Origin of the sequence: Micromonospora sp. NPDC127501, from assembly GCF_040302185.1 — a bacterium.
Taxonomy (GTDB): domain Bacteria; phylum Actinomycetota; class Actinomycetes; order Mycobacteriales; family Micromonosporaceae; genus Micromonospora.
The window spans coordinates 44806-66780 of the sequence record NZ_JBEORJ010000009.1 but is presented as its reverse complement, the minus strand read 5'-3'; the positions used below and the strand labels follow the sequence as shown (position 1 = coordinate 66780).

Here is a 21975-nt window from a genome sequence, read left to right as displayed (position 1 = left end):
CGGCTGTCCATTCCCGACAGTGGACGCCATCCTCCGAGAGGGAGCAGCGCTCATGACCGAGCCGCCCACCGTGCCGCCGGAGAACACCCCGCCGACCGTGCCGCAGCTCGACGTCCGGGCCGCCCAACCGCCGTCGGCCGACACCCCGCCCCCCACCGGCGGGTTCGCCGACCGCCCACCGGGCTACCCCAGCGCGCTGGTCTGGCTGCGCGCCGGAATCCTGCGGGACTGGCGCGGCGTGCTCGGCGCGTTCCTCGCCACCTGGTTCTACCTGCCGGTAGCTCTGCTTCTGGCGTTCTGGGGCGGTCTCCTGTTCGGCGTCGCCGGGCTCTTCGCCATCGGATCGGGCGCCAACGACCAGGTGCCCGAGGTGCTGCGCGACGCCCCGCTGATCGGCTCCCTGATCGAGGCGTTCCTGACCCGTTCCGGCGGGGTGCTCGGCGGTGTGGTCGGCTTCGCGATCGGCTTCCTGGTCGGCTTCCTCGTCGTGCTGGCGCTGCCCTGGCTGGGCGTCACCGACGAGCCCTTCGCGCTGCTCACCGGCCTGATCGGCACTGTCGTCGCGGCCGCGCTGATCGGGCTCCTCTACACGCTCTACCGGGTGCTGCTCGAACCACGCCTGCTGGTCGTCTCCGGTGCGCGCCAGCCCAGCCGCCGCGAGGACGCGCGGCTGCGCCCCATCCTCGACGACTGCGCCCGACGGCTCGGCCTGCCCAGCGTGCCCCGGCTGCTCATGGAGGACGACCCGGTCCTGAGCAACGCCCGCACGTACGCCCGGCACGTGGTGGTCACCACCGCCGTGCTGACCGAACCGGACGACGAGGTGGCCGCGCTGCTCAGTCACGAGCTGGTGCACTGGCGGACCGGGGACGAGATCACCAGCGCCTTCGTCCGCGGTGTCGGCCTGCCGCTGACCCTCGCGCACGCCCTGCCGACCTGGCTGATGCGGACGTTCCCGCACCCGGGCACCAACTTCGTGGTCTTCGTGTTCTTCTGGCCGGTGCTGCTCACCATGCGGTACGTGGTGCTGCCGCTGCACGCCCGTGACGTGCGGGCGGCCGAGTACCGGGCCGACCTCGGCGCCGTGCTCACCGGGCACGTCGACGGACTGCGGCGCATCCTGGAACGGCGGCTGTCCTTCGAGACCGGCCGCAGCGGCTGGGACGAGGCGGTCTGCGCCACCCACCCGCCGCACGAGCTGCGGCTCGACGCGCTGGAGCGGGCGTCGCTGGCCGGTGCGCCCGCCGGGGCGGCCCAGCCCGTCACCGTCGACCGGCTGTTCAACTCCTCCGGCCCGGTCGGCACCCGGCGCACCTGGCTGCTGGTCGGCGCCCTCATCCTGGTCGCCTGCCTCGGCACCAGCGGGCTCGGCGTGGTGCAGTGGGCGTTCTTCCGCCCCCAGGCGGCGATCGACGGCTACTTCTCCGCGCTCGCCGACCGGGACAGCGCCGCCGCGCTCGGGTACCTGACCGACCAGGGCAGTGGCGCCGACACCAAGCTGCTCGCGCAACTGCTGCGTGGCAAGGGCTACCAACCGCCGACCGACGTCGAGATCAGTTCGTTGGAGCGCGACGGCGACACCGCCACCGCCACGGTGACGTACCGGCTGGGTGACGCGCGGGAGACCGCCACCCTTGCCCTGCGCCGCGAGGACGAGACCACCGCCGGGCTGTTCCACGGCTGGCGGTTGAGCGGTGGGCCGACCCAGCTCAACGCCGCGATCGCCGACCCCGGGGTGCGGCTCAACGGGGTGGAGCTGCCGGTCGCCACCGAGGGCCCGCCAGTGGTGCTGCTGCCCGGCGGTTACACCGCGACCGGCCCGTCCAGTGCGCTCAGCGAGACGCCGAGCACGACCGTGCTGGTGGGCCCGGGGGAGAGCGCCGCCGTCCTGCAACTGGCTCCGGTGCTCAAGCCGGCGGCGATCGAGGCCGTCGAGGCCCGGGTACGGGCCTGGTTGGACGAGTGCGCCAAGCAGACCGTCGCCGCCCCGCCGGGCTGCCCGTTCCGCTACTACGGCGGCTCCGTCCAGAAGATCACCTGGAAGATCCTGGAGTACCCGAAGCTCGCCGTCGAACTCACCGGCCCGGCCAGCGCCCAGGTCTCCACCCCGACCGAGACCCAGGGCAGGGTGGAGGCCAGTGGCACGACCACCTACTTCGGCGGCAGCTCACCGTTCAAGGACGACAATTCGTTCACCGTCGCGGGCGTCGCCACCGCCGACGGGGACAACGTGACCTTCCGACCCGCCGCCGACTGACCGGGAGACAGACCGTGACCGACAGCGACACCGCAGCCCGGCAGCCCGTCCGGCTGACCATCAACCCCCGGCAGCGGCAGCCTCCGTCGGTCGACCTGCTGACCTGGATCCACCGCCGCCCCGAGTACCGGCCGGTGGTCCGCCCGGCCGGCGGCGGCGGGGGCCGGCCGGGTTTCAGCGACGCGGTGATCATCGCGGTGCTGGCCCAGGGGCTGCTTCCGGGGCTGTTCAACCTGTTGCAGTCCTGGGTCGACCAGCAGCGCACCGAGGCGAGCATCCGGATCCAGGCCGGGGACACCGAAGTGGAATTGCAGGTGAGCGGGCGGACCGACTCCGCTCGCCTGCTGGCCCAGGCGACCGAGGCGCTACGCGCCGCCCGGGAGCCCGGTCCGGACGCCGTCGACTGACCCGACGGCGCCCGGGAACCGGTCCGGACGCCGCCGGCTGAGCCGACGGCGTCCGGATCGGCGGGTCAGCTCGCCTTGGCGAGCGCCTCGAACTCGTCGTCGGTGAGCCGCACGTCGGCCGCGCCCACGTTCTCCTCCAGGTGCGCCACCGAGGACGTGCCGGGGATCGGCAGCATCACCGGCGAGCGGCGCAGCAGCCAGGCCAACGCGAGCTGCGCGGGCGACGCGCCGTGCGCGGTGGAGATGGCGTCCAGCGGGCCACCCGGGCGGGCCAGCTCACCGGTCGCGATCGGGAACCATGGGATGAACGCGAGGTCGTTGCGCTCGCAGAACTCCAGCACGTCCTCGGCGCTGCGGTTGGCGAGGTTGTACAGGTTCTGCACCGACGCGATCGTGGTGATCGCCTGGGACTCCTCGATCTGCGCGACGCTCACCTCGGACAGCCCGATGTGCTGGATCTTGCCTTCCTCCCGCAGCAGGGCCAGCTCACCGAGCTGATCGGCGAGCGGCACCTTCGGGTCGATCCGGTGCAGCTGGTACAGCGGGATGCTGTCCAGGCCGAGGTGACGCAGGCTCAACTCGCACTGTTGGCGCAGGTACTCCGGGCGGCCCAGCGCACGCCAGTCACCGGGGCCGGAGCGGCTCAGCCCGGCCTTGGTCGCGATCACCAGGTCGTCGGCGTACGGGTGCAGCGCCTCCCGGATCAGCAACTCCGAGACGAACGGCCCGTACGAGTCGGCGGTGTCGATGAACGTCACGCCCAGCTCGACCGCACGGCGCAGCACGCGAACCGCCTCGGCCGGGTCCTTCGGGTCGCCCCAGACGCCCGGGCCGGTGATCTGCATGGCCCCGTAGCCGAGCCGGTTGACGGTGACGTCGCCACCGATCCGGTACGTGCCGGACGCCTTCGCGGGCTGCTCGCTGATATTTGTCGCCATTGCCCGATCCCCAATCGTCTCGTCGTGGCGGGCGTGGACAGCGCGGGCATGAAGAGCCCACCCACCACCGAAGGATCATCCCCCGGAACCGCGCCGCCATGCCGGCGGTCGGCCGAGTGTGGGCGCGGACACGCCGTCAGCGCACCGAGCCGAGTTGCCGGGAAGCGCCCGGTACGACCGGGGTGTCCGTGCGACGCTGGCCGGAGCCGGTGCGTTCCGGCGCGACGGCGGAGGGAGCACCCATGGCAGTGCCGCAGGTCAACTTCGCGCTCGACACGTACGAGTGCATCGTGATCTATCCCGGCGCGGCCGGGCGGGCCCTGCCCGCGGAGACCGTGCAGCGGTTGCAGGCCGAGCACGCCGAACACATGCAGGCGTTGCAGCGGCGCGGCATCGTCCTGGTCGCCGGCTCGGTGGACGGGCCGGCGCGCGAGCCGGATCCGCCGATCGGCTTCGGGCTGGCCCGTACCGGCAGCGTCGACGATGTCCGCAGCGTGCTGGAGGCCGACCCGGCGGTGCAGGCCGGGCTCTACCGGGTGGAGGTGCTGACCTTCCTCTGCCCGGCCGGTTCCCTGGAGTTCCCGCTGGTCAAGGCGGGCAGCTGAGTCAGCGGTCCATCGGTGGCTGTCGTGATGACGACGGCGCTCGCCCGCCTGCCGGTGCTACGGTCGCGCCCTGCGCGGGCCGCCGCCGGGGCGTACCCGGTGTCGTGGGTCGGCCCCGGTCGAGGAGTCGCCATGATCTCCGCCGCCACCCCCGATGTCGCGTCGGCCGCCGCCCGACTGCGTGCCCTGCTCGGCGACCGGCTGCACGAGCCGGACGATCCCGGTTACGCCGCCACCACCCGACTCTGGAACGGCGCGGTGGCGCGCACGCCCGCGCTGGTCGCCAGGTGCCAGGACTCCGACGAGGTGGCCGAGGCGGTCCGCATCGCCACCCGGTGCCACCTGCCCCTCTCGGTCCGCTCCGGAGGACACGACTGGGCCGGCCGGGCGCTGCGCGACGACGCTCTGGTGCTCGACCTGACCGGGCTGCGCGCCGTCCGGGTCGACCCGGACGCGGCCACGGTGACCATCGGCGGTGGCACCACGGCGGCCGAGCTGCTCGCCGCCGCACGCCCGTACGACCTGGTGGTCCCCACCGGCGTGGTCGGCGCCGTGGGGATGGCCGGGCTCACCCTCGCCGGCGGGTACGGCCCGCTGTGTGGCCGGTTCGGTCTGTCCCTGGACAGCCTGCTCGGCGCGGAGGTGGTTCTCGCCGACGGCCGCCGGGTCACCGCCGACCCCCGGCACGATGCCGAGCTGTACTGGGCGCTGCGCGGCGGCGGTGGGAACCTCGGCATCGTCACCGAGCTGCGCTTCCGCGCGCACCGGCTGCCCGGCGTGCTGGCCGGGATGATCATGTTCGCGCTGTCCGAGGCGCCGGCCGTGCTGCGCGGCTACGGCGCCCTCGTCGCCGAGGCTCCGGACGAACTGACCGTGATGGCCGGCTTCCTGCCCGGCCCGGCCGGCGAGCCGGTGATCTTCGTCTGCCCGTTCTACAGCGGCCCGGACCTGGACGCCGGCTCGCCGTGGATGGACCGGCTGCGCGCGCTGGGCACCCCGCTGGTCGACCAGATCGGCCCGATGCCGTACGCGGACGCGCTGCGGATGTTCGACGGCGGGATGGTCGACGGCAACCACTACCTGCTGCGGACCCGCTGGCTGCCCGCGCTCACCGACAGCACCGTGGACACGCTCGTCGACGCGGCCCGGCAGGTCAGCTCGCCGTTCTCGGCGCTGGCCGTGCACCACTTCCACGGCGCGGCCACCCGGGTCCGACCCGCCGACACGGCGTTCGGGCTCCGCAGCGACCACCTGATGACCGAGGTCATCGCGGTGTGGGCTCCCGGCGACCAGGCCGACCCGCACCGCGATTGGGCGGAGCGGACCTCTGCGGCGCTCGCCCCGCACGCCCTACCCGGTGGTTACCCCAACCTGCTCGCCCCGGAGGAAACCGACCGGGTGCGGCTCGCCTACGGCGCGAACTGGGCGCGGCTGCGCCACGCCAAGCGCCGCTACGACCCCCGCGACCTGCTGCACGCGGTGCCCACCCTGCCGCCCCGGGAGCACCCGGAATGAGCCGCCGCCTGCCGCCGTCGGGGCACCCGGAGTGTGTCGCCGCCGGGAGCACCCCAACAGCGCACGCCGACGGAGGCGTACGATTCCCGGCGCGCGGTCGCTGATGCCCGTCGCCACAACGTTCCCGGTGCGGTTCCGCCCGCCGGCCCGACGCGCACCGCGCGTCGTTGGACACCTGTTCCGCTGCCTGCAAGGGGTCGGCCCCGAGTCCGACCTGAAGGAGAGACTAGCCTGATGGGCGTGACACGCCGCGCGAAGATCGTCTGCACTCTTGGTCCCGCCACCTCGTCCCCGGAGCGCATCCGGGGTCTCGTCGAGGCCGGCATGAACGTGGCGAGGCTCAACTTCAGCCACGGCAGTCACGCCGACCACGAGGCGGTCTATCGACTGGTCCGGGAGGCGTCGGAGGCAACAGGTAAGCCGGTCGCCGTCCTCGCCGACCTGCAAGGCCCCAAGATCCGGCTCGGTCGGTTCGCCGACGGCCCCCACGAGTGGCGCACCGGCGACTCCGTCGTGATCACCGGCGACGACGTTCTCGGCACCAAGGAGCGGGTCTCCTGCACCTACCGCAAGCTGCCGCAGGAGGTGAAGCCCGGTGACCGGCTGCTGATCGACGACGGTCGGGTCGCCGTCGAGGTCACCGACGTCACCGGCAACGACATCCGCTGCCTCGTCACCGAGGGCGGCCCGGTCTCCAACAACAAGGGCGTGTCGCTGCCCAACGTGGCGGTCAGCGTGCCCGCCATGTCGGACAAGGACGCCGAGGACCTGCGCTTCTCCCTGGGTCTCGGCGTCGACCTGGTGGCGCTCTCCTTCGTCCGCTCGGCCGAGGACATCAAGCTCGTGCACGGGATCATGGCCGAGGAGGGCGTGTTCCGGCCGGTGCTCGCCAAGGTCGAGAAGCCGGAGGCGGTGGAGCACCTGGAGGCCATCGTGCTGGCCTTCGACGGCGTCATGGTCGCCCGCGGTGACCTCGGTGTCGAGATGCCGCTGGACGAGGTCCCGCTGGTGCAGAAGCGCGCCGTGCAGCTGTGCCGGGAGAACGCCAAGCCCGTCATCGTGGCCACCCAGATGCTCGACTCCATGATCGAGAACTCCCGCCCCACCCGGGCGGAGGCCTCCGACGTCGCCAACGCGGTCCTCGACGGCGCGGACGCGGTGATGCTCTCCGGCGAGACCAGCGTCGGCAAGTACCCGGTGCTCACCGTCAGCACCATGGCCAAGATCGTGACGACCACCGAGGCCGGTTCCATCGGGGTGCCGCGGTTGCAGCACGACCCGCGTACCCACGGTGGCGCCCTCACCGTCGCCGCCTCGTCGATCGCCCGGGCCATCAACGCCAAGGCCCTCGTCGCGTTCTCGCAGACCGGTGACACCGTGCGACGGCTGTCCCGCCTGCACTGCGACCTGCCGCTGCTGGCCTTCACTCCGGTCCCCGAGGTGCGCGACCAGCTCGCCCTCACCTGGGGCGTGGAGACCTTCCTGATGCCGTTCGTGCAGCACACCGACGACATGTTCCGCCAGGTCGACCAGGCGCTGCTCGGCCTCGACCGGGCCAACCCCGGTGACTACGTGGTGATCGTGGCGGGTAGCCCGCCCGGCACCCCCGGCTCGACCAACACGCTGCGCGTACACCAGCTCGGCTCGCTGGTCGACGCCGCGTCGGCGCGGGCCCTGCAGTGAGCGACGGTCGGGTCGCGGTCGGCCAGGCGGCGGTGGACCAGCTGCTGGAAGTGCTGGATCTCGATCCGACCGGGGAGATGACCTTCCGGGGGATGAGCCCCCCGGTCGGCCCACAACGGGTGTACGGCGGCCAGGTCGCGGGCCAGGCCCTGGTCGCCGCCGGCCGCACCGTCGACCCGGAGCGGTTCGTGCACTCCCTGCACGGCTACTTCGTCCGCCCCGGCGACCCGGTCGAACCGATCGCGTACGAGGTGGAGAACATCCGCGACGGCCGGTCCTTCTCGGTGCGCCGCGCGGTCGCCCTCCAGCACGGCAAGCCGATCTTCTTCATGTCGGCGTCGTTCCAGCGGGCCGAGGAGGGGCTGGACCACCAGGCCCCGGCCCCGCTGGACGTGCCCCCGCCGCAGGAGGTGCCGACGATGACCGACCGGCTCTCCCGCTACCCGGAGCGGCTGGGCATCTGGGGTCAGATCCCACGACCGATCGACGTGCGCTACGTGGGCGAGCCCGGCTGGGTCCGCCCCGGCGACCGGCCCGCCGACCCGCACCAGCGCGTCTGGATGCGCATCGACGGCAAACTGCCCGACGACCCCCTGCTGCACGCCTGCGCGCTCACCTACGCCTCGGACCTCACCCTGCTCGACTCGGTGCTCTCCGCACACGGCGAGGTGTGGGGGCCGGGCGGGTTGGTCGGCGCGAGCCTGGACCACGCGCTCTGGTTCCACCGGCCGTTCCGGGCCGACGAGTGGTTCCTCTACGACTGCCTGAGCCCGTCGGCGTCCGGCGCCCGTGGGCTGGCCACCGGCCGGATGTTCACCACGGACGGCCGGCAGATCGCCAGCGCTGTCCAGGAGGGTCTGCTGCGTCGCGTCGGCGCCTGACGCTCCGGCTCATCTCCGCCAGGTAGTCGTCCTCATCCCCGCCAGCCAGCTGGCGGGGATGACGTTCTTCAGGCCTGGTAGATGGCTTCGCCGGCGATCTCGATCTGCACCGTCTTGCCGACCAGCACCCCGCCGCTCTCCAGGACGACATTCCAGAGCAGGCCGTAGTCCTCACGGTTCATCTCGGCCGTCGCGCTGAATCCGAAGATGTTCTGCCCGTACGGATCCTGACGAGCACCACCGAAATTCACCTCCAGGTCGACGGCTCGGGTGATGCCCTTCACGGTCAGCTCACCGGTGAGGACGAATCGTCCGGGAATGCCGTCGGACTGCGGCGGAACAATGTGACTTCGGCCTCGTCCGCCCAACCGATGGTTGCGCAGGCGCGCCCACTGGAAGATGGGGTCCTCGTTGCCCTTCCATTTGATACCGGTGCTTCGATATTCGAGGGTGGGAAAACGCTCCACATCGAGGAAGTCGGCACTCTTCAGATGCGTGTCCCGGTCGACACTCCCGGTGGTGATGCTGGCCGACATGATGGTGGCCGTCACCGAGGAGAGCAGCGGGTCCTCCGCCACGAAGATTTCCGCCGAGGCCTCGGCGAACTCGCCGCGCACCGGACTCACCATCATGTGCCGGGACAGGAAACCGATCCGCTTGTGCGCCTGATCGAGAAGATAGGTGCCGGCCACCGGGATGGTCATGCCGTCCCAGGTGCGTGTCGCGACATCGGTCATCGTATTGCCTTCCCCCCGAGCGCACCCGGGTGTTTATCAATATGTTGCTGGTGGCCGGGTAAACGGCCAGACATTCGTACTCACGCCCAGCATAGGGACGCTCCGGAACGGCATTTCGGCCGCCACCGTGCGGTGGATCATGACGTACTTCACCGGTCCCTACGGGCGGCCGTTCATCGGTCCCGCCCGGCGGCCCGGACGGGTGCCAGCGGGGCCGCTTCCCATCGACGCGTGGCCGATCGGCCGAGGGTCGCCCGCCCGCCCGGTTGACCAGCGACTAACCTTGCCGACATGCGCCTCTCCGCCCGGGTCGACTATGCCCTCCGCGCGGCCGCCGAGCTTGCCGCGACGGCCAGCGGCCCCGGGCGCGGCCGGCCGGTGACGGCCGACCAGATCGCCCGCGCCCAGGAGATCCCGCCGAAGTTCCTGGAGAGCATCCTTCTCCAGCTGCGCCGGGGCGGCATCGTGCACGCCCAGCGTGGCCCGGAGGGCGGCTACTGGCTGGCCCGCCCCGCCGAGGAGATCTCCCTCGCCGAGGTCATCCGGGTCATCGACGGGCCCCTCGCCCACGTACGCGGGCAACGCCCCGAGCAGCTCGGGTACCACGGCCCGGCGCACGCCCTCCAGGAGGTCTGGATCGCGCTACGGGCAAGCGAGCGGGAGATCCTGGAACTGGTCAGCGTCGCCGACGTCGCCGCCGGCACCCTGCCCGCGCGGGTCACCGAGCTGGCCGCCGACCCGCGCGCCTGGATCTGAGCGCCGGCCCCCCATCACCGGGTCGCTGACCCAGGCACCTGGGTCTGCGTGCCGGCTCGTTATCCGGCCGGGTGCCACGTGACTCCTGCGCCTGCATGCCTGGATTAGCCGCCGCTCGTTCCGGCCCCTGCGCCACGTGACTCCTGCGCCTGCATGCCTGGATTGCCGCCGCTCGGTTCCCGGCCCCTGCGCCACGGGCCGCGGCCGGCGCACCGCCCGGCCGCATCCCATCCACCGATCGGGGGCTTGACCCTGGCTGCCCCATCGCGCATTGTCGACCAAGTCGATAGGAGATGCCGAAAAGTCTGGGGGCGCTCGTGCGCAAGCTGTTGGTCCTCGCTCTGGTCGGGCTCGTCGCGCAACTGATCGATGGTTCGCTCGGCATGGCATACGGCTTGACCTCGTCCACTCTGCTGCTGGTCGCCGGAGTCGCCCCGGCCGCCGCCTCGGCCTCGGTGCACCTGGCCGAGATCGGCACCACGCTCGCCGCCGGGGTCGCGCACTGGCGGTTCGGCAACGTCGACTGGCGGGTGGTGACCCGCATCGCCCTACCCGGCGCTATCGGCGCCTTCGCCGGCGCCACACTGCTCAGCTCGATCTCCACCGAGGCCGCCGCACCGTGGATGGCCGGCATCCTCTTCACGCTCGGGGCGTACCTCCTGATCCGCTTCGCCCGACCACTGCGCACCGACCGGGTCGGCGGACGGCTCCGCGGTCGTTTCCTCGGCCCCCTGGGCCTGGTCGCCGGCTTCGTCGACGCGACCGGCGGCGGCGGATGGGGCCCGGTGGCCACCCCCGCGCTGCTGGTCTCCGGCCGCATGGAACCCCGCAAGGTGATCGGCTCCGTGGACACGTCCGAGTTCGTGGTGGCCAGCGCGGCCAGCGTCGGCTTCCTGATCGGGCTGGGCTCGGAGGGATTCCTGCTCCCCACCGTCGCCGCGCTGCTCATCGGCGGGCTCATCGCCGCCCCGCTGGCCGCCTGGCTGGTGCGAATCGTGCCCGCCCAACTGCTCGGCGCGGCAGTCGGCGGCGTGATCGTGCTGACCAACGCCCGCACCCTGATCCGCTCCGCCGAACTGGACGGCCCGGCCCGCCCCGCCCTGTACGCCCTGCTCGCCGCCGGCTGGCTGGCCGCCCTGGTGTTGGCCGTGCGCGCCCTACGCCGTACCCGCCGCGCCCGTGCCGAGGCCGCCGAAGCCGGCACCGCCGCTCCCGCCACCGCTGCCGGTGTGCCCGCCGAGGCCTCCGACGCCGCATCCGTCGGCGAGGTCCCGGCCGATCTGGCCGCAACGGGTACGCCCACCCCACGCTGAACCCCGTTGCGCCCACCCACCCGCCGATGCCCGGTCAAACGCCGTCATCGCCGAGGCCGAGTCGCCAAGATCGTGCAACATCCTGGATGTAGTGGCTTCCTGGCGTTTCGTGGCCCCTACATCCTGGATCGAGCGTGACCTTGGCGTGGGGGAGCGGTGCGGGGCGACCGCGGGTTAGGGGGTAGGCAGGGTGTCGGCTGTCTCGGAGAGCAGGGTCCAGGCTTCGTCGATGTGCGCTTCGGTGGTCTGGGGTGAACCGACCGCCAGCCGCAGCGTGTAGCGGCCGGCGACGCGGGTGTGCGTGAGGTGCACCCGTCCGGTGGCGTTCGCCGAGGCCAGCAACGCCGCGTTGGTGTCGTCGTCGGCGCGCAGCCGGAAGCAGACCAGCGAGAACGGGTGCGCCGCGGCCAGCTCGAACCGGTTGTCGGTGCGGACCCGTTCGGCGAACCGTTCGGCCAGCGCCACCCCGGAGCGGATGTGCGCCCGCAGTCCTTCGGCGCCGTACCAGCGCAGCACGAACCACAGCTTGAGGGATCGGAACCGCCGGCCCAGCGGCACCTGCCAGTCCCGGTAGTCGATCACCGCGCCGGATTCCGAGGCCGCGTTGCGCAGGAACTCCGGCAGTACGGTCAGCGCCTCGATCAGTTCGGCCCGGTCGGCCACCCAGAACGCGTCGCAGTCGAAGCCGGTGAGCAGCCACTTGTGCGGGTCGAAGCAGTAGGAGTCGGCGTACTCCAGGCCGGCGTGCGTCCACCGCAGTTCGGGGCAGACGGCGGCGGCGCCCGCGTACGCGGCGTCCACGTGCAGCCAGATTCCGTACTCGGCGCAGATGGCCCCGATCTCCGGCAGCGGGTCGACGGCGGTGGTGGAGGTGGTGCCGATGGTCGCCACCACGATGGCCGGTACGTCACCGGCGGCCAGGTCGGCGTCGATGGCGGCCCGCAGCGCGCCGGGCAGCATCGCCTGGGTGTCCGGGTCCACCTCGATCGACCGGATTCCGTCGCTGCCCAGCCCGGCGATCCGTGCCGCCTTCTCGATGGACGAGTGCCCGTGGATGGAGGTGTAGGCGCGGTAACGCCGGTCGATGCCGCTGTGCCGCCAGCGGCCACCGCTGGCCCGGTGCAGTGCGGCCAGGGTGGCCACCAGCGTCGCCGAGGACGCCGAGTCCTGGATGACGCCACCACCGGTGCCGGTGGAGCGGAACCGCTGTGGCAGGTCCAGCAGGTGGGCGAGCCAGTCCATCATCACCGTCTCCAGCTCCGTGCAGGCCGGGCTGGAGGCCCAGAGCATGCCCTGGACGCCGAGCCCGGAGCTGACCAGGTCGCCGAGCACGCTCGGGCCGGAGGTGTTGCCGGGGAAGTAGCCGAAGAAGCCGGGGTGCTGCCAGTGGGTCAGCCCTGGCACGACGATCGAGTCCAGGTCGGCCAGGATCGCCTCGACCGGTTCGCCGCCGGTGGTGGGCGGCTCGCTGGGCAGTGCGGCGGCCACGGTGCCCGGTGGGTCGGCCGGCGCGACCGGTCGTTGCTCCACTGTCGCCCAGTAGTCGGCGATCCAGTCGACGACGGCGTGGCCGGCGCGACGGAATTCGGCGGGATCCATGTGGTGAGCGCTCACCCGGACGAGTTGATCAGGCATCGATCACCGAGGCAAGAGCGAGACCCCACCGAGGCAGGAACGGGACTCCACCGAGGCAGGAGCGAGACGCGCAACCAAGCGACGATGATCGATGTTGCGGAGTGGAAAGCGCTTGCCTTACGATGCGCGGTGAGTCGGATCCGTGAGTTCCAGGGCGTTTCACCCCGATCAGATCGCCGCCCGCCACCGTCGCGGTGGGTTGGTCCACTGTGCTTCCCGGGCAGGGCCGGTGGGTCGTAGCGATCATCACCGGATCCCCGGAGGCAGTGCATGCACCCGTCCAGACATCGGCTGATCCTGCTGGCCGCCACGACGGCGGCCACCGTCGTGGCCGGCACCCTCGGCACGGTCGTCGCCTCGGCCGCCGCCGTCGGCTGCCGGGTCGACTATCAGATCACCAACCAGTGGCAGGGTGGCTTCGGCGCCAACGTCACGGTCACCAACCTCGGCGACCCGCTCAACGGGTGGGCCGTCACCTGGTCGTACGCCGCGGGCCAGCAGGTCACCCAGGCGTGGAACGCCGCCGTCACCCAGTCCGGCGCCCAGGTGACCGCGCGCAACGTCGACCACAACACCGCCATCGCCACGAACGGCAGCGCCTCGTTCGGCTTCAACGGTTCGTGGACCGGCAGCAACCCGGTGCCGGGCAGCTTCGCGCTCAACGGCACCACCTGCACGGGCGCCCCACCCACCGACGAGCCGACCACCCCGCCACCGACCACCCCACCTCCGACCACACCTCCGCCGCCGGCCGGGGTGGTGCAGATGGAGAAGCTGGACCGAGGGTTGGTCAGCGTCCGCTCCGGCAGCGGCAACCTGGTCTCCTGGCGGTTGCTCGGCACCGAGACCTCCGGGGTGGCGTTCAACCTCTACCGGGGTTCCACCAGGGTCAACGCCAGCCCGATCACCGGCGCCACCAACTACCTCGACAGTGGCGCGGCGGCCGGCTCGGCGTACACCGTGCGGGCCGTGGTGGGCGGCGCCGAGCAGACGGCGTCACCACCGGCGTTGCAGTTCGGCGCGGGCTACCTGGACGTGCCGTTGCAGGTCCCGGCCGGGGGCAGCACCCCCAGCGGCGAGAGCTACTCGTACAGCGCCAGCGACGCCTCAGTCGGTGACCTCAACGGCGACGGCAACTACGAGATCGTGCTCAAGTGGGAACCGTCGAACGCCAAGGACAACTCGCAGTCCGGCTACACCGGCAACGTCTACGTCGACGCGTACACACTCACCGGCACCCGGTTGTGGCGGGTCGACCTGGGCCGCAACATCCGGGCCGGCGCCCACTACACCCAGTTCCAGGTGTACGACTACGACGGCGACGGCCGCGCCGAGGTGGCCATGAAGACCGCCGACGGCACTCGCTCCGGCACCGGTCAGCTCATCGGTTCGTCGTCGGCGGACCATCGCAACTCCAGCGGTTACGTGCTCTCCGGCCCGGAGTACCTGACCATGTTCAACGGGCAGACCGGCGCGGTCGCCTCCACCGTCAACTACGACCCGCCGCGCGGCACCGTGTCGTCCTGGGGCGACTCGTACGGCAACCGGGTGGACCGGTTCCTCGCCGGCACCGCGTACCTGGACGGGCAGCGCCCCTCGCTGATCATGGCCCGGGGTTACTACACCCGCGCGGTGATCGCCGCCTGGGACTTCCGCAACGGCACGCTCACCCGGCGCTGGACGTTCGACTCGAACTCCTCCGGCAACGGCGCCGCCGCCGGACAGGGCAACCACCAGCTCTCGGTGGCCGACGTCGACGCCGACGGTCGCCAGGAGATCGTGTACGGGGCCGCCACCATCGACGACAACGGCCGGCTGCTCCACTCGACGGGCAACGGTCACGGCGACGCCCTGCACGTCGGGGATCTGGACCCGGCCCGCGCCGGCCTGGAGGTGTTCAAGGTCGACGAGGACGCCAGCAAGCCCAGCTCCTACTTCGCCGACGCCCGCACCGGTCAGGTCCTCTGGTCCACGGCGGCGTCCGGCGACAACGGCCGGGGTGTCTCCGCAGACATCTGGGCGGGCAGCCCCGGCGCGGAGTCGTGGTCGTCAGCGGTCGCCGGACTGGCCAACACCAGGGGGCAGAACGTCGGGCGCAAGCCGTCCTCGGCCAACTTCCTCGCCTGGTGGGACGGCGACCCGGTGCGGGAACTGCTCGACGGCACGAAGATCGACAAGTACGGCACCGGCGGTGAGACCCGGCTGCTCGACGGCAGCGGGGTGGCGTCCAACAACGGCACCAAGTCCACGCCGGCGCTCTCCGGCGACATCCTGGGCGACTGGCGCGAGGAGGTGATCTGGCGGACCACCGACAGCCGGGCGCTGCGCATCTACAGCACACCCACCCCGACCAGCACCCGGATCTACACCCTGATGCACGACCCGCAGTATCGGGTGGCGATCGCGTGGCAGAACACCGCCTACAACCAACCGCCGCACCCGGGGTTCTTCATCGGCAACGCAATGGGCACCCCGCCCACGCCGGACATCCATCTACGCTGATGCAACCCTGGCGGTCCCGAGCGGGGTCGCCTAGGGTGGCAGGCACCGGGCCGCAGCCGCGGAATCCGCTCAGCTCCGGCCCGGTGCGCCACACCGCGGCATTCCCAACCCGTCCCGACCGGGAATGCCGTACCACCACCGGCACCAACATTAGGCACCGTCCGGGTCGGCGGGGTGACGCTGACGTGAAGATCGTGTTTCACGCGCCCTGGCGCAGACCGCCCGCCACCTGCTCGGCGATCAATTCGTACGACCGCACCCGGTCCTGCACGTCGTACACCAGCGTGGTCAGCATCAGCTCGTCCGCGCCGGTGCGCTCCACCAGGTCGGTCAGCTGCCGACGCACCGTCTCCGGCGAGCCCATCGCCTGGCCGTCACGGCGCGCCAGGACGAACTCCCGCTCGATCTCCGAGTACGGGTAGGCCGCCGCCTCGTCGGGCGTGGACAGCGGCTCCGGCCGCCCGGAGCGCAACTTCAGGAACGACAGGGCGCTCGGCCCGGCCAACCATTCGGCCCGCTCGTCGGTCTCCGCGCACACCGCGTTGACCGCAACCATCGCGTACGGCTTGTCCAGCCACTGCGACGGCCGGAAGTTCTGCCGGTACAGGGCCAACGCCGGCAGGGTGTTCTGCGAGCTGAAGTGGTGCGCGAAGGAGAACGGCAGACCGAGCAGACCGGCGAGCTGGGCGCTGAAACCGCTGGAGCCCAACAGCCACACGGCCGGCTGCTCACCGCGGCCCGGCGTGGCGATGATCTGCCCCGGCTTCTCCCCGCTGAAGTAGTTCATCAGGTCCGTCAGCTCGCGCGGGAAACCCTCCGCCGACAGGCCCTCCATGGTGCGCCGCAACGCCAGCGCGGTCACCTGGTCGGTGCCGGGCGCCCGCCCGATGCCCAGGTCGATCCGACCGGGGTGCAGCGCCTCCAGGGTGCCGAACTGCTCGGCCACCACCAGCGGCGCATGGTTGGGCAGCATCACCCCACCCGACCCCAGCCGGATCGTCGAGGTGTTCGCCGCCAGGTGTGCCAGCAGCACCGCGGGGGCGGAGCTGGCGATCGCCGGCATGTTGTGGTGCTCGGCCACCCAGAACCGGTGGTAGCCCAACTCCTCGGTGCGGCGGGCCAACTCCGTGGTGGCCTGCAACGCCGCGCCAGCGGTGGTGCCCTTGGCGACCGGGGCAAGATCAAGAACAGACAACGGTACGGTGATCACACGGTCAGCCAACCCGTCACCGACCGGCTTTGTTCCAGCATGCGGGTTTTCGTCGGCCACCTCACCCGCCGGCTCAGCCCATCCCGCGCGCCTGCTCGAAGATCAGACTGGTCTGCGTGTGCTGCACCACCGGGTCCACCGCCAGGTGGTCCAGCACGAAGTCCCGCAACGCGTCGCCGGACGCCGCCCGCACATGCAGCACGTAGTCCTCCGCGCCGGCCACGTGGAACACCGACACCACCCCCGGCAGCCGCACCGACCGGGCCCGGAACGCGTCCACCGCCGCCCGCTCGTGCGCTGTCAACCGCACCGACACCAACGCCTGCAACGGCAGACCGAGCGCCGCCGGATCCACCTCGGCGTGAAAACCGCGGATCGCACCGCGCTCACGCAGCGCCCGGGTACGGGTCAGGCACGTCGACGGCGCCACACCCACCCGCTCGGCGAGGGCGTTGTTCGGCAGCCGGCCGTCCGCCGCCAGCTCGGTCAGGATCGCGCGGTCCACCTCATCCAGGGCCGGGTGCGGCCGCAGATCATTCGGCTCAGGGGGCATTGCGCCATCCTCTCCCGAACCCAAGACGGAAACCAACCCAATTCGCAGAATCATCTGCCAAACCATTGCCCGTCAGACGCCAGATGTTCGACGCTACCGCCATGACAACGATGGACACCCGGGCCGTCCACGCGGGCCGCGACGACCTGCGCACCCTCGGCGTGCACGTACCACCCATCGACCTGTCGACCACCAACCCGCTGCCCTCCGTCGACGACGGCGGCGCCGCGTACGAGCAACTCGCCACCGGCGGCACGCTCCCGGCCAACGGCGGCGCCGTCTACCAACGGCTCTGGAACCCCACCGTCGCCCGCTTCGAAACCGCCCTCGCCGAGCTGGAAGGCACCGCCCAGGCCGTCGCCTTCGCCAGCGGAATGGCCGCCCTCACCGCCACCCTGCTCGCCGCCGCCCGCGACGACCGCCGACACGTCGTCGCCGTCCGACCCCTCTACGGCGGCACCGACCACGTCCTCGCCACCGGCCTGCTCGGCACCACAGTCACCTGGACGCGCCCCGACGAGGTCGCCGCCGCCATCCGCCCCGACACCGCACTGGTCATCGTCGAGACACCCGCCAACCCCACCCTCGACCTGGTCGACATCGCCGCCCTCGCCGCCGCAGCCGGCGACATCCCTCTGCTGGTCGACAACACCGTCGCCACCCCCGTGCTGCAACAACCCGCCCGCCACGGCGCCACCCTCGTCCTGCACAGCGCCACCAAGAGCATCGGCGGACACGGCGACGTCCTCGCCGGCGTCGTCGCCTGCGACGACACCTGGGCCGTACGCCTACGCCAGGTCCGCGCGGTCACCGGCGCGATCCTGCACCCCCTCGGCGGCTACCTGCTGCACCGCGGCCTGCAAACCCTGCCGCTGCGGGTACGCGCCCAACAGGCCACCGCCGAGAAAGTCGCCGGCTGGCTCGCCGACCACCCCGCCGTACACCGGGTGCACCACCCCTCGGTGCACGACCCGGCGGCGCTGGTCGGGCGGCAGATGTCCGGACCTGGCAGCCTGATCGCCTTCGAGGTACGCGGCGGCGCGCCCGCCGCGGCCGCCGTCGCCGGCGCCTGCCGCCTCATCACCCACGCGGTGTCCCTCGGCGGCGTCGACACCCTCATCCAGCACCCCGCCTCACTCACCCACCGGCCGGTCGAGGGCGACGCCAAACCCGCCGCCGCCCTGCTGCGCCTCTCGGTCGGGCTCGAAGACCCCGAAGACCTGCGCGCCGACCTGGCCCACGCCCTCGACACGATCGCCTGAGCGTCAGCGCAGCTCGCGGTTGCCCAACACCCGCACCGGCGAGCCCTCCCGAGCCACTCGCAGCATCGCCCGACCGATCCCGTCGGTCGTGGTGACCTGATTCGGCAGCAACCGACGCAGCACCGGAAACAGCGGACGGGTGACCGCGTACCCGAACCGGTACCACCGCGTCTTCGACACGGCACCGTACGTCGGCTGGATGAACCCCGGCCGCGCCGCGTAACCGTTGGGCAGCAGATCCATGATCGCGTTCTCGGCACGCCCCTTGACCCGCGCCCACATCACCCGACCCTGACCCGACGAATCGGTCCCCTGACCCGAGACGTAGACGAAGGTGACCTGCGGGCTCACCTGCGCGAACAACCGCGCCGCCGCCATCGGGTAGTCGTAGCTGACCCGCGTGTACGCGGCTTCGTCCAGACCCAGTGAGGACACCCCCAGGCAGTAGAAGCACGCGTCCACACCGGTCAACTCGGCCCGCACCGCGTCCAACTCGCCCACGTCCGCGACCGTCAGCTCCCGCAGCTTCGGATCCCGCGCGCCGGTCGGCCGCCGACCGACAGTCAGCACCTCCCGCACGTCATCGGCGAGCAGGCACTCGCGCAACACGCCCTGACCGACCATCCCGGTCGCACCGAAGACAACCACCCGCATCAGATCCCACCCCTGTCGTCGCCTGCATTTCGGCTCGATCGTCAGCCAGGCTCCCATGGCCAGCGTGATCCGCGCGGGTAGCGGTCAGGACTTCGGGCCGACGTGCCGGTCCAGCGTGGCGACGGCGTCGCGTCGCGCCACCGACAGCGAGTTGCGCCGGTTCATGCGCCAGGCGACGCCGAGCAGGTCGAGGCTCCACTGGCAGAGCCCCATGATGTCGGCCGACTCGTTGACGAACATGTAGCGCGGGTAGACGTACGCCCTGCCACGCACTGTCACCCGATTGGCGAACCGACAGCCGTCGGAGTGGAACAGCCCACGCAGGAAGTCGCCCGGGTGCGCGGCAACGAGTTCGCGCTGCCAGTCGGCCAGGATGATCGGTCGCTCGTGCTTCTTGCCTGGGCCGTGCTGAGGCAACAGGCACGGCCAGTGTGCCCCACTGCTCTCGATCGAGATGCAGCCTTGCTTGGGAATCCTCTGCACACGCGCGGCGAGCACCGCGAGCATGGCGGCCTCGCACGCGTCGATGAGGTCCGGATATATGGCCGTGCAAGCGATTCGAAGCACCGGCACCTTCGGTGAGACGGCCAGATGACCGTCGCCCAGGTAGAGACCGAGCAGGTAGCCATAGGCAGCGGAGTCCGTCGGATTCTCGACATCCGGCCGGCATCGGAAGCACCGTAGCTCCGTGCCGCGCTTCACCGGTTCGGGCCGATCGACGCACCAGTGCCAGACCGTCGCGTACGGCAGGAAGAGCGTGCGGGCTACGGAGTGAATGCTGTGTCCGCGAGCGCGGAGGGCGCGGGCCTGTGCCCGCATCTGCGGTGGATGCACACTCGAATCATCGAACGGGTGTATGACAGGGTGCCGGGAGCGGGATTCGAACCCGCAAGCCCTTTCGGGCAGAAGTGTTTGAGACTTCCGTGTATGCCGTTCCACCATCCCGGCGGGTGGCGCCTACTGTACCCGACTACTCTCATGCGGGAGCATGGGTGGTAGCCGTGCAGTGATCGATGGTGGGGGTAGGGCTGGTGGCTGAGACGCCGACGGATGCCGAGCGTAGGCGCGTACTGATCGCCGAGGACGAGGCGCTGATCCGGCTGGACCTCGCCGAGATGCTGGTCGAAGAGGGCTACGAGGTGGTGGGGGAGGCCGGTGACGGCGAAACAGCCGTACGCCTCGCCGAGGAGCTGAAGCCCGACCTCGTCATCCTCGACATCAAGATGCCGATCATGGACGGGCTGGCCGCCGCCGAGCGCATCGCCGGTGCCCGGATCGCCCCGGTGATCATCCTGACCGCGTTCAGCCAGCGTGATCTGGTGGAGCGGGCGCGGGCGGCGGGCGCCATGGCGTACCTGGTGAAGCCCTTCCAGAAGAGCGACCTCGTCCCGGCGGTGGAGATCGCGCTGTCGCGTTACTCGGAGGTCGCGGCCCTGGAGGCGGAGGTCGCCAGCCTGACCGACCGCCTGGAGATCCGTAAGTCGGTGGAGCGCGCCAAGGGCGCGCTGATGACCACGTACGGGATGACCGAGCCGCAGGCGTTCAAGTGGATCCAGCGCACGGCGATGGACCACCGGATGACCATGAAAGAGGTTGCCGAGCGGATCCTCGCGGAGACCGCCGGCGGCGAGGTGACCCTCCCGGCACCCTGACCGGCATCGACCCGTGCCGAGGCGGATGTGGGCAGTACTCGGCGTTCTCGCCGTGCTGGTGGCCGCCTGTGAGGCCTCGGCCTGTCCCGACTGTGAGGAGCCGCTACCGGTCCGGCCGGCCTGGCAGTCGGTGGTCCTTCCGGACACGCCCGGTGCGCCGGGTCGGCCGGTGGTGCGCGACGCCACCGCCTGTGCCGACCGGTGGTACGTGGTCGGCGGCGTGGTCGATCTGGCCGGCGAGACCCGCCCGGCCGCCTGGAGCAGCTCGGACGCCAATTCCTGGGAGCCGCTGCCGACGGCGCCAGTGACGTTCTACGGCCGGCAGCACGTGCTCTCCGCGGCGGCCTGCCGGGACGGACGGCTGGCGGCGATCGGGGCGAAGAGCGGGGGCGCGCACGGCAATCCCCGCACCGGCACCTGGAGGCAGGCGCCGGACGGCGCGCTGCACGAGGTGGACGCGCCCTTCGAGCGGTACGCCGGGCCGCGCGCGGTCAACGTGGCTCGGCTGGCGGCGGGGCCGCAGGGCTGGTTGATCGCCGGTAGTCGGATCGACGGTGCGGCGGTCTGGATCTCCCCGGACGCGGCCGGGTTCGCGCTGGTGGAGGGGGCACCGGAGCTGGCTGGTGACGAGCGGGGGCGGACGGCGGCGTACGACGCGGTCGCCGTGCCGTCGGGCTGGCTGGTGGTGGGTGCGCTGCTGCCGCCCGGGGGTACCGCGCTGGCGCCGTTGGCCTGGTCCTCGGCGGACGGCCGGAGCTGGCAGCGGGCCGCCCTGCCGGTGGTGGACGGACGGGGGCAGGCGCAACGGGTGGCGGTGCTCGGCGACGTGCCGGTGGCGGTCGGGCCGGTGCGGGCGGGGTTCGGCAGTTGGCGGCTGACGACGCAGGGCTGGCGGCGGGCGGGCGGATTCGGGGCGGCCGGACCAGGTGTGGCGTCGGCGGCCGGGCTGGTGGCCGTCGGGCAGAGGTTGGTGGCGGTGACGAGGGACGGGGACCGTCACGCACTGTGGCTCTCGGTCGATATGGGGGAGTCATGGCGGGCGATGACCATGCCGCAGCCGGTACCGGACAGCGGAGACACTGCTGTCGCGGTGACCTCGACGGGAGATCGACTGCTGCTGGTGACGGACGATGGGGAAACGTCGCGTGCCTGGTGGGCGGGGGTCTCAGACCTGGATCGGTAGCTGACGGAAGCCCGCTGGCCGGCGCCGACGAAACAAAGGTGAAGATGCTTCACGACCGAAGGTTCTTACAGGGATCGTTTCCAATCCGCCACGGCGTGTAACGGTTCGGTCAACCCGCTCGCTTGGGGCTTACGTCACAGCTCCACGGTGGGATAACGTCCGGCCCCAGACCGGCGACGACGGTCTGGTTCGTCCGCCCCCGCAAGGGCCAATAGCCAGCGGGTGGTTCGGA

The 21975-nt window shown here is 71.6% G+C and carries 19 protein-coding genes and 1 tRNA gene; 12 read left to right on the top strand and 8 right to left on the bottom strand.

Annotation, left to right across the window (positions count from 1 at the left end):
- The first annotated feature begins 52 nt into the window (after positions 1-52).
- Together ABTW72_RS20930 and ABTW72_RS20925 are read left to right on the top strand one after the other, a co-directional pair.
- A complete protein-coding gene (locus ABTW72_RS20930; protein WP_350861102.1) occupies positions 53-2257 on the top strand; it encodes a M48 family metalloprotease in 2205 nt (734 codons plus the stop codon).
- Between the two features lie 14 nt (positions 2258-2271).
- Positions 2272-2664: an effector-associated constant component EACC1 gene (locus ABTW72_RS20925; protein ID WP_350861100.1), complete on the top strand. Its 393-nt coding sequence runs from the start codon at positions 2272-2274 to the stop codon at positions 2662-2664.
- 65 nt (positions 2665-2729) lie between these two features.
- Here the strand turns inward: ABTW72_RS20925 and ABTW72_RS20920 are convergent, their stop codons facing one another.
- Complete coding sequence (locus tag ABTW72_RS20920; protein WP_350861098.1) at positions 2730-3602, bottom strand: aldo/keto reductase; 873 nt, start codon at positions 3600-3602, stop codon at positions 2730-2732.
- Between the two features lie 242 nt (positions 3603-3844).
- On the opposite strand from ABTW72_RS20920, the gene ABTW72_RS20915 reads away from it, so the two are divergent.
- The 4 genes from ABTW72_RS20915 (at position 3845) to ABTW72_RS20900 (ending at position 8286) form a co-directional block, all read left to right on the top strand.
- Entirely contained in the window at positions 3845-4207 is a 363-nt protein-coding gene (locus ABTW72_RS20915) for a YciI family protein (protein ID WP_350861096.1), read from the top strand.
- Positions 4208-4339: 132 nt separating this feature from the next.
- Positions 4340-5722, top strand: coding sequence for an FAD-binding oxidoreductase (locus tag ABTW72_RS20910; protein WP_350861094.1), 1383 nt, complete (start codon positions 4340-4342; stop codon positions 5720-5722).
- A gap of 234 nt (positions 5723-5956) precedes the next feature.
- Positions 5957-7405 carry a pyruvate kinase gene (pyk, locus tag ABTW72_RS20905; protein ID WP_350861092.1) on the top strand — a complete coding sequence of 483 codons (1449 nt, stop codon included), beginning with the start codon at positions 5957-5959 and terminating at the stop codon, positions 7403-7405.
- On the top strand, positions 7402-8286 hold the full coding sequence (locus ABTW72_RS20900; RefSeq protein ID WP_091407879.1) for an acyl-CoA thioesterase: 885 nt from the start codon (positions 7402-7404) through the stop codon (positions 8284-8286). The genes pyk and ABTW72_RS20900 overlap by 4 nt, the downstream gene beginning before the upstream one ends.
- 68 nt (positions 8287-8354) lie before the next feature.
- Here ABTW72_RS20900 and ABTW72_RS20895 read toward each other — a convergent pair whose 3' ends face one another.
- Positions 8355-9023, bottom strand: a complete 669-nt coding sequence (locus tag ABTW72_RS20895; RefSeq protein WP_350861090.1) for a YceI family protein — start codon at positions 9021-9023, stop codon at positions 8355-8357.
- Between the two features lie 291 nt (positions 9024-9314).
- Here ABTW72_RS20895 and ABTW72_RS20890 point away from each other — a divergent pair, with 291 nt between their 5' ends.
- Together ABTW72_RS20890 and ABTW72_RS20885 are read left to right on the top strand one after the other, a co-directional pair.
- Positions 9315-9779 (top strand): RrF2 family transcriptional regulator, encoded by a 465-nt coding sequence (locus tag ABTW72_RS20890; protein ID WP_091407884.1) that lies wholly within the window; start codon positions 9315-9317, stop codon positions 9777-9779.
- 317 nt (positions 9780-10096) lie between these two features.
- Positions 10097-11092, top strand: a complete 996-nt coding sequence (locus ABTW72_RS20885) for a sulfite exporter TauE/SafE family protein (protein ID WP_350861389.1) — start codon at positions 10097-10099, stop codon at positions 11090-11092.
- Positions 11093-11266: 174 nt separating this feature from the next.
- Here ABTW72_RS20885 and ABTW72_RS20880 read toward each other — a convergent pair whose 3' ends face one another.
- Complete coding sequence (locus ABTW72_RS20880; protein ID WP_350861088.1) at positions 11267-12727, bottom strand: pyridoxal-dependent decarboxylase; 1461 nt, start codon at positions 12725-12727, stop codon at positions 11267-11269.
- Between the two features lie 270 nt (positions 12728-12997).
- Here ABTW72_RS20880 and ABTW72_RS20875 point away from each other — a divergent pair, with 270 nt between their 5' ends.
- Positions 12998-15229: a rhamnogalacturonan lyase family protein gene (locus tag ABTW72_RS20875; protein WP_350861086.1), complete on the top strand. Its 2232-nt coding sequence runs from the start codon at positions 12998-13000 to the stop codon at positions 15227-15229.
- A 199-nt stretch (positions 15230-15428) separates the two neighbouring features.
- Here the strand turns inward: ABTW72_RS20875 and ABTW72_RS20870 are convergent, their stop codons facing one another.
- Together ABTW72_RS20870 and ABTW72_RS20865 are read right to left on the bottom strand one after the other, a co-directional pair.
- Complete coding sequence (locus ABTW72_RS20870; RefSeq protein WP_350861084.1) at positions 15429-16439, bottom strand: LLM class flavin-dependent oxidoreductase; 1011 nt, start codon at positions 16437-16439, stop codon at positions 15429-15431.
- 73 nt (positions 16440-16512) lie between these two features.
- A complete protein-coding gene (locus ABTW72_RS20865) occupies positions 16513-16992 on the bottom strand; it encodes an Lrp/AsnC family transcriptional regulator (protein ID WP_091407895.1) in 480 nt (159 codons plus the stop codon).
- Between the two features lie 83 nt (positions 16993-17075).
- Here ABTW72_RS20865 and ABTW72_RS20860 point away from each other — a divergent pair, with 83 nt between their 5' ends.
- Positions 17076-18254 carry a trans-sulfuration enzyme family protein gene (locus tag ABTW72_RS20860; protein WP_350861082.1) on the top strand — a complete coding sequence of 393 codons (1179 nt, stop codon included), beginning with the start codon at positions 17076-17078 and terminating at the stop codon, positions 18252-18254.
- Positions 18255-18257: 3 nt separating this feature from the next.
- On the opposite strand, the gene ABTW72_RS20855 is transcribed toward ABTW72_RS20860, so the two are convergent.
- The 3 genes from ABTW72_RS20855 to ABTW72_RS20845 all read right to left on the bottom strand — a co-directional run bounded on the left by ABTW72_RS20855 (position 18258) and on the right by ABTW72_RS20845 (position 19856).
- Positions 18258-18908: an NAD-dependent epimerase/dehydratase family protein gene (locus ABTW72_RS20855; protein ID WP_350861081.1), complete on the bottom strand. Its 651-nt coding sequence runs from the start codon at positions 18906-18908 to the stop codon at positions 18258-18260.
- An 84-nt stretch (positions 18909-18992) separates the two neighbouring features.
- Entirely contained in the window at positions 18993-19475 is a 483-nt protein-coding gene (locus ABTW72_RS20850; RefSeq protein WP_350861079.1) for a hypothetical protein, read from the bottom strand.
- A 298-nt stretch (positions 19476-19773) separates the two neighbouring features.
- Positions 19774-19856, bottom strand: a tRNA-Leu gene (locus tag ABTW72_RS20845).
- Between the two features lie 83 nt (positions 19857-19939).
- On the opposite strand from ABTW72_RS20845, the gene ABTW72_RS20840 reads away from it, so the two are divergent.
- The gene (locus ABTW72_RS20840; RefSeq protein ID WP_091408093.1) at positions 19940-20560 is read left to right on the top strand and encodes an ANTAR domain-containing response regulator; all 621 of its coding nucleotides are present in this window, start codon (positions 19940-19942) and stop codon (positions 20558-20560) included.
- A 25-nt stretch (positions 20561-20585) separates the two neighbouring features.
- Positions 20586-21743, top strand: coding sequence for a Kelch repeat-containing protein (locus tag ABTW72_RS20835; RefSeq protein ID WP_350861077.1), 1158 nt, complete (start codon positions 20586-20588; stop codon positions 21741-21743).
- Positions 21744-21975 lie beyond the last annotated feature (232 nt).

What these genes read in the sequence shown, in the direction of transcription:
- ABTW72_RS20910 (WP_350861094.1), top strand. Translation starts at nt 4,340, where the DNA reads ATGATCTCCGCCGCCACCCCCGATGTCGCGTCGGCCGCCGCCCGACTG.
- pyk (WP_350861092.1), top strand. Translation starts at nt 5,957, where the DNA reads ATGGGCGTGACACGCCGCGCGAAGATCGTCTGCACTCTTGGTCCCGCC.
- ABTW72_RS20895 (WP_350861090.1), bottom strand. Translation starts at nt 9,023, where the DNA reads ATGACCGATGTCGCGACACGCACCTGGGACGGCATGACCATCCCGGTG.
- ABTW72_RS20835 (WP_350861077.1), top strand. Translation starts at nt 20,586, where the DNA reads ATGTGGGCAGTACTCGGCGTTCTCGCCGTGCTGGTGGCCGCCTGTGAG.
- ABTW72_RS20920 (WP_350861098.1), bottom strand. Translation starts at nt 3,602, where the DNA reads ATGGCGACAAATATCAGCGAGCAGCCCGCGAAGGCGTCCGGCACGTAC.
- ABTW72_RS20865 (WP_091407895.1), bottom strand. Translation starts at nt 16,992, where the DNA reads ATGCCCCCTGAGCCGAATGATCTGCGGCCGCACCCGGCCCTGGATGAG.
- ABTW72_RS20930 (WP_350861102.1), top strand. Translation starts at nt 53, where the DNA reads ATGACCGAGCCGCCCACCGTGCCGCCGGAGAACACCCCGCCGACCGTG.
- ABTW72_RS20915 (WP_350861096.1), top strand. Translation starts at nt 3,845, where the DNA reads ATGGCAGTGCCGCAGGTCAACTTCGCGCTCGACACGTACGAGTGCATC.
- ABTW72_RS20860 (WP_350861082.1), top strand. Translation starts at nt 17,076, where the DNA reads ATGTTCGACGCTACCGCCATGACAACGATGGACACCCGGGCCGTCCAC.
- ABTW72_RS20880 (WP_350861088.1), bottom strand. Translation starts at nt 12,727, where the DNA reads ATGCCTGATCAACTCGTCCGGGTGAGCGCTCACCACATGGATCCCGCC.
- ABTW72_RS20855 (WP_350861081.1), bottom strand. Translation starts at nt 18,908, where the DNA reads ATGCGGGTGGTTGTCTTCGGTGCGACCGGGATGGTCGGTCAGGGCGTG.
- ABTW72_RS20890 (WP_091407884.1), top strand. Translation starts at nt 9,315, where the DNA reads ATGCGCCTCTCCGCCCGGGTCGACTATGCCCTCCGCGCGGCCGCCGAG.
- ABTW72_RS20875 (WP_350861086.1), top strand. Translation starts at nt 12,998, where the DNA reads ATGCACCCGTCCAGACATCGGCTGATCCTGCTGGCCGCCACGACGGCG.